Origin of the sequence: Pantoea sp. ME81 (genome assembly GCF_903970985.1) — a bacterium.
GTDB classification, from domain to species: Bacteria; Pseudomonadota; Gammaproteobacteria; order Enterobacterales; family Enterobacteriaceae; genus Pantoea; species Pantoea communis.
Map to the genome: position 1 here is coordinate 1 of NZ_CAJCKS010000240.1, position 5827 is coordinate 5827.

Below are 5827 nucleotides of genomic sequence, written 5' to 3' on the forward strand. Positions count from 1 at the left end.
ATCGTAACGAGAGACGATATCAAGGGCCTGACTGAGCTGCATAAAAAAATCCGGAAACGAAGCGTTTCCGGATTCTTACACAGCCACTGGATCGTTCAACTGATCCTTAACTGATCGGCATTAGGGCAAACGCCCGGCTTTTTTATTTCCTGTTACTTATTTCTTTCCACCGCTTTAACGTTTCCTGCTGCCAAAGCTTCGCTTTTTATCCACTTCCCCGCATGATGACGGCTTCCTGTTAAACGTGCTGGAATCATCATGGATAGATTTGAAGAACTTCAGGTATTTGTTGCGGTGATTCAGCAAGGCAGCCTGGCCAGTGCTGCACGTTTTTTACAGCGCTCCCCTCCCGTTATTACCCGCACATTGAATGCCCTCGAGTCCCGGTTGGGCACGACCCTGATTGAACGCACCACTCGTCAACTGGCGCCCACAGAAGCGGGCTGGCAGCTGTTCGAACGGGCTCAGCAAATATTAGGTGATTATCAGCACGCGCTCGATAGCGCGCATCACAGCGGCCTGCAGGGGCTGCTGCGCATCACCGCACCCGTGCCTTTCGGCCGCCGCCATATCATGCCGCTGGTGAATGCCTTCTTGCAGCAACATCCCGAGATGCAAATCGAAGTGGTGCTGAGTGACAGCTATCAGGATCTCATTGAGAACGGGTTGGATATCGCGCTGCGCATTGGCGAATTACAGGATTCTTCAATGGTGGCACGCAAAGTAGGCAGCGTGCGTTCGACGTTGGTGGCGAGCCCGGAATATCTTCGGCTTGCGGGTGCTCCCGCCCATCCGGCAGAGCTGCAGCAACATACGGTGATCACCAGTTTGCGTCACACACGCGAATGGCGCTTTGCACAGGATTTACGCGTGCGCATTTTGCCTCGTCTGCGCGTAAACGATATTGAAAGCCAGTTGGAAACGCTGCGTGGAGGCCAGGGGATTGGACGTTTGCTGTCGTACCAGGTGCTGGATGATATTCGTGATGGCAAACTGATCCGTTTATTACCCGAGTGGGAGCCTGCCCCCTTGCCGGTACAACTGGTCACACAGCGGGTTAAAAACATGACGCCTAAGGTGCGGCAGTTCTGGGACTATGCGCTGGAACAATTGCCTGCGCTACCTTGTTTTACGCAGGGAAAGTTTAAAGCGGACCGTAATTCCTGATCGCGGTCACTGGTAAAAAATTTTCGCAGATTTATGCTAATTCGATCACAACCACACTTCCAGGAGAAGCCATGATGAAACTCTATTGCAAACCCGGTGCCTGTTCGTTGTCACCGCATATTGTTGCGCGTGAATGCGGGCTGGACTTTACCCAGGTCAATGTCGATCTGCAGAAAAAGGTCACCGAGCAGGGAGAAGATTACTGGCAAATTAACCCCAAAGGACAAGTTCCGGCGCTGCAGTTTGATGACGGCAGCTTGTTAACCGAAGGCGTTGCCATTGTGCAGTATCTGGCGGATCTGAAGCCGGATCGCAATTTACTGGCACCGACCGGCAGCCTGACGCGCTACCACACCCTTGAATGGTTGAGCTTTGTCAGCAGTGAACTGCATAAAACCTTCTCGCCGCTGTTCCGTCCGGACACGCCGGAAGAGTACAAAGTGATTGTGCGGGCGCAGTTAGAGAAAAAATATCAGGCGGTGAATGAAGCGCTGCAGGATAAGCAGTGGCTGATGGGACTGCGTTTCACCGTGGCCGATGTCTACCTGTTTGTGGTCACGCGTTGGGCAAAAGCCATCAAGCTGGATTTGAGCGGGTTAACGGCACTTGAAGCCTGGTTTGATCGCGTGGCGGAGCGCCCTGCGGTGCAGGCAGCATTGAAAGCGGAAGGTTTGGTTTAAGCCGATTCAGGCGCACCCTGTGCGCCTGTTTTGCCTCGTGTCTGCAGGCCACCGGGTGGTCGCCTGCAGATTTCGCAGCCGTTACAGCTTCTCAGCAGCAAAGTGCTGAGTCGGTTGTGCAATTGCATCCTGCGCTGCCACCAGTTGCAACTCGTACTCGCCCATCTCGTGAGTTTTCAGCATCACTTCATACACTGCAGCGGTCACGTGTTCCAGTGCATCCTGTAACGATTTGCCGTGCAGCAGATCGACCAGCAGCAAACCACTGGTGAGATCGCCCACGCCCACCGGCTGACGAACCCCGAAATCCACCAACGGACGGCTGATATGCCAGCACTCGTCAGCGGTGACCAGCAGCATCTCGAATCGATCGCTGCGACGTCCGGCACGCGCCAGATGTTTCACCAGCACCACTTTCGGCCCTTGCGCCACTAACGCGCGTGCCGCCACTACCGCCTGCTCAACATTCGCCACTTCGTGGCCGCTGAGCATTTCCAGCTCCAGCAGGTTAGGTGCGATGATATCGCTGGCCGGCATCGCCATCTTGCAATGGAACTCCGCGACACCAGGCGCCACAATGCAGCCCTTCTCGGGATGGCCCATCACCGGATCGCAGAAGAACCAGGCGTTGGGGTTAGCGGCTTTCACCTGACGCACGATCTCCAGAATCTGCTCGCCCTGCTCTGCAGACCCTAAATAGCCGCTCAGCACCGCATCACAGGTCTTCAGACGGTCAATCGCCGCGATGCCTTTGACGATGTCGGTGAGATGCGTAGCGGGCATCACAGTGCCGGTCCAGTGACCGTATTGCGTGTGATTAGAAAACTGTACGGTGTTTAACGGCCAAACGTTTGCGCCCATACGGCGCATGGGGAATTCGGCGGCGCTGTTACCGGCGTGGCCGTAAACCACATGAGACTGGATTGCGAGGATATTTTTCATTATTGCCCTGTACTGCCTTGCCATAAAAAAGGGCCGGAAACCGGCCCTCGAACCTTACTGCCAGTTAATCAGGCAGTAGTGTTTTTTACCGCGACGTAACAGCGTGAAGCGACCAAACAGTTTGTCGCTGTCGCTGAAACGATACTCGGCGTCAGATTGTTTTTCACCGTTTAGCGACACGGCGTTAGAACCGATCATGGTACGCGCCTGTCCACGAGACGGCACCAGTTCAGCTGCCACCAGCGCCTGCTGCAGATCGTCTTCCGCTTTCAGGTTAATCACTGGCATACCGTCCTGCGCTAACTGCTCGAAGTCCGCTTCGGTCATCTCGGTCAGGCTGCCGGAGAACAGGCTGTCGGTAATACGTTTTGCCGCCGTCAGACCCGCTTCGCCGTGCACCAGACGTGTTACCTGCTCTGCCAGCACGTATTGGGCGCGTGGCGCTTTACCGCTGTTCTTGTCTTCTTCTTCCAGCGCATTGATCTCTTCAATGCTCATAAAGGTGAAGAACTTCAGGAAGCGATACACGTCTGAGTCAGCAGTGTTAATCCAGAACTGGTAGAACTTGTATGGGCTGGTTTTCTTCGCATCGAGCCACACTGCGCCACCTTCGGTTTTACCGAATTTGGTGCCATCAGATTTGGTGATCAATGGAACGGTCAAGCCCCATGCCTGCTGCTGATGCAGACGGCGCGTCAGATCGATACCTGACGTGATGTTGCCCCACTGGTCAGAACCGCCAATCTGCAGCACCACATCGTGACGCTTGTTCAGCTCCGCAAAGTCGTAACCCTGCAGCAGGTTGTAGGAGAACTCGGTGTAAGAAATCCCCTGATCTTCACGGTTCAGACGCTGTTTCACCGCTTCGCGGTTGATCATCTGGTTCACCGAGAAGTGCTTACCGATGTCACGCAGGAAAGTCAGCACGTTCATGCCGCCAAACCAGTCGTAGTTGTTCGCTGCGATAGCACTATTATCGCCGCAGTCGAAGCTGAGGAAAGGCGCCACCTGGTTGCGGATCTTCTCAACCCATTCGCCCACGGTATCAGCGGTGTTAAGTTTACGTTCTGCTGCTTTAAAGCTGGGATCGCCAATCAGACCGGTGGCACCACCCACCAGCGCGACCGGCTTGTGTCCGGCGTCCTGAAAACGTTTCAGGCAGAGCAGCGGCACCAGATGGCCCAAATGCAAGCTATCAGCGGTCGGATCGAAGCCGCAATAGAGTGCAATTGGCCCTTGCGCCAGTCGCTCTGCTAACGCTTCCTCGTCCGTTACCTGGGCGACTAAGCCCCTTTCTTGCAATTGTTGTATCAGGTTACTGCTGGTCATCACTGACTCCAAATTGATCAGACTGCACCTAGGCTGGTACACAGCTTTCCGCTGAGATGCGGATACGAAAAAAATGAGGGCTATAGCATAAAGCGCTGACGCCAACTGCGCCAGCGTTGATAGGGGATAAAACGCAGTTTTACGGCGCTAAACGGTCAATCGTCCAGCCGTTGCCTTCACGTTGGTAGAGGAAGCGGTCGTGCAGGCGATGTTCGCCGCCCTGCCAGAACTCCACGGTATGGAATTTGACGCGATATCCGCCCCAGAAACTGGGTAAAGGCACTTCGCCTTGCTGGAATTTTTGCTTAAGTTCAAGGAACTTGCCTTCCAGCACACCACGCGCCGAAATACGGCTTGATTGCTTCGACACCCAGGCACCGATCTGACTATCACGCGGGCGGCTGCTGAAGTATTTCAGCACTTCCAGCGGCGTCAATTTTTCGACTTCACCCAATACCATCACCTGGCGTTCAAGGAAGTGCCATGGGAAATGCAGCGAGATGCGCGGATTGTCCGCCAACTGCAGCGCTTTGCGGCTGCCCAGATTGGTGTAAAACACCATGCCTTGTTCATCGTAATGCTTCAGCAACACAATACGCTGATAAGGCTGGCCGCTGCTGTCAACGGTGGCGACGGTCATTGCTGTAGGATCGGGCAATTGGGCATCGCACGCCTGCTTGAGCCAGTGTTCAAACAACGCCAGCGGATTGTCTGGCAGATCGTTACGTCTAAGCCCGCCGCGAGTGTACTCACGACGTAAATGGGCAATGTTTTGCAAGCTGTCACTGTCGCTCATGCTGATTCTCTTCGTTACTGGGCGGACGTATCCGCATTTTGCAATTCACAGTCATTAATCACGATTTTGTCATTACGCTCAACAAAAGCGCCATTGCCTTTCGACCAGAAGACATAAGTGCCGTCGCTGTAGCGCGCGCCGGAAGCTGATACGGTTTGGGTTAAGGTGAGCGGTTTACCATCCAGAATAAAGCTCACCTGCTGCTTCGGATTGTCCAGTGTCACCGTTAACGGTAACGTGCCGCACTGATAGCGCAATGTCTGTGGTGTAGGCTGCTCTTTGTGCATCATGCCGCAGCCACTCATCGCGACGACACAGCTCAACAGAATAACGATTTTTTTCATCTTTCACTCCTTAATGTGTCAATCGGGCATTCGCCGGATAAATGGCGCCCAATACACTCATTTCCCGTGCACCGGTGACGGCCGGCAAATTGCCTGGCAAACCGGACAAGGTGCGAAACGCCAGCCAGGCGAAGGCCAACGCTTCCATATCATCACCACTGATCCCGGCGTCATCCGTCGTCCCCACTTCTGTACCCGGCAAATGGGCCGCCAGCCGCGCCATCAGCAATGGGTTGCGACTGCCGCCACCACACACCAGCAGGCGATCGCAGCCATCATTGAGCTGAACTTGTTGAGCAATGGTCAATGCGGTGAGTTCGCTGAGTGTGGCCTGCACATCCTGCGGTGCCAGCGCCGGGAAACGCTGTAATTGACGTTCAACCCAGCCGAGATTGAAGTATTCACGACCGGTACTTTTCGGTGGTGGCAGCGCGAACCAGGGGTCGTTGAGCATTTCCTCCAGCAGTGCAGGCACCACCTGACCACTGCGCGCCCAGCTAGCATCCTTATCATAGGGCACGCCCTTATGACGCCAGATCCAGGCATCAATCAACATATTGCCAGGCCCG

7 protein-coding genes are annotated in these 5827 nt (G+C 54.7%); 2 read left to right on the forward strand and 5 right to left on the reverse strand.

Annotation, left to right across the window (positions count from 1 at the left end; genetic code table 11):
* Positions 1–258 precede the first annotated feature (258 nt).
* Together H7A81_RS25105 and gstA are read left to right on the forward strand one after the other, a co-directional pair.
* Complete coding sequence (locus H7A81_RS25105) at positions 259–1167, forward strand: LysR family transcriptional regulator (protein ID WP_182059075.1); 909 nt, start codon at positions 259–261, stop codon at positions 1165–1167.
* A gap of 74 nt (positions 1168–1241) precedes the next feature.
* Positions 1242–1847 carry a glutathione transferase GstA gene (gene gstA / locus H7A81_RS25110; protein ID WP_182059077.1) on the forward strand — a complete coding sequence of 202 codons (606 nt, stop codon included), beginning with the start codon at positions 1242–1244 and terminating at the stop codon, positions 1845–1847.
* An 81-nt stretch (positions 1848–1928) separates the two neighbouring features.
* Here gstA and pdxY read toward each other — a convergent pair whose 3' ends face one another.
* The 5 genes from pdxY to H7A81_RS25135 form a co-directional block, all read right to left on the reverse strand.
* Positions 1929–2789, reverse strand: coding sequence for a pyridoxal kinase PdxY (pdxY, locus tag H7A81_RS25115; RefSeq protein WP_045813989.1), 861 nt, complete (start codon positions 2787–2789; stop codon positions 1929–1931).
* Positions 2790–2843: 54 nt separating this feature from the next.
* Complete coding sequence (gene tyrS, locus H7A81_RS25120) at positions 2844–4118, reverse strand: tyrosine--tRNA ligase (RefSeq protein WP_034821575.1); 1275 nt, start codon at positions 4116–4118, stop codon at positions 2844–2846.
* A 139-nt stretch (positions 4119–4257) separates the two neighbouring features.
* The gene (gene pdxH, locus H7A81_RS25125) at positions 4258–4914 is read right to left on the reverse strand and encodes a pyridoxamine 5'-phosphate oxidase (RefSeq protein WP_034821578.1); all 657 of its coding nucleotides are present in this window, start codon (positions 4912–4914) and stop codon (positions 4258–4260) included.
* Positions 4915–4928: 14 nt separating this feature from the next.
* Positions 4929–5258: an MliC family protein gene (locus tag H7A81_RS25130; RefSeq protein WP_160869826.1), complete on the reverse strand. Its 330-nt coding sequence runs from the start codon at positions 5256–5258 to the stop codon at positions 4929–4931.
* 10 nt (positions 5259–5268) lie between these two features.
* On the reverse strand, positions 5269–5827 hold a 559-nt coding region (locus tag H7A81_RS25135; RefSeq protein ID WP_182059076.1), incomplete at its 5' end, for an anhydro-N-acetylmuramic acid kinase.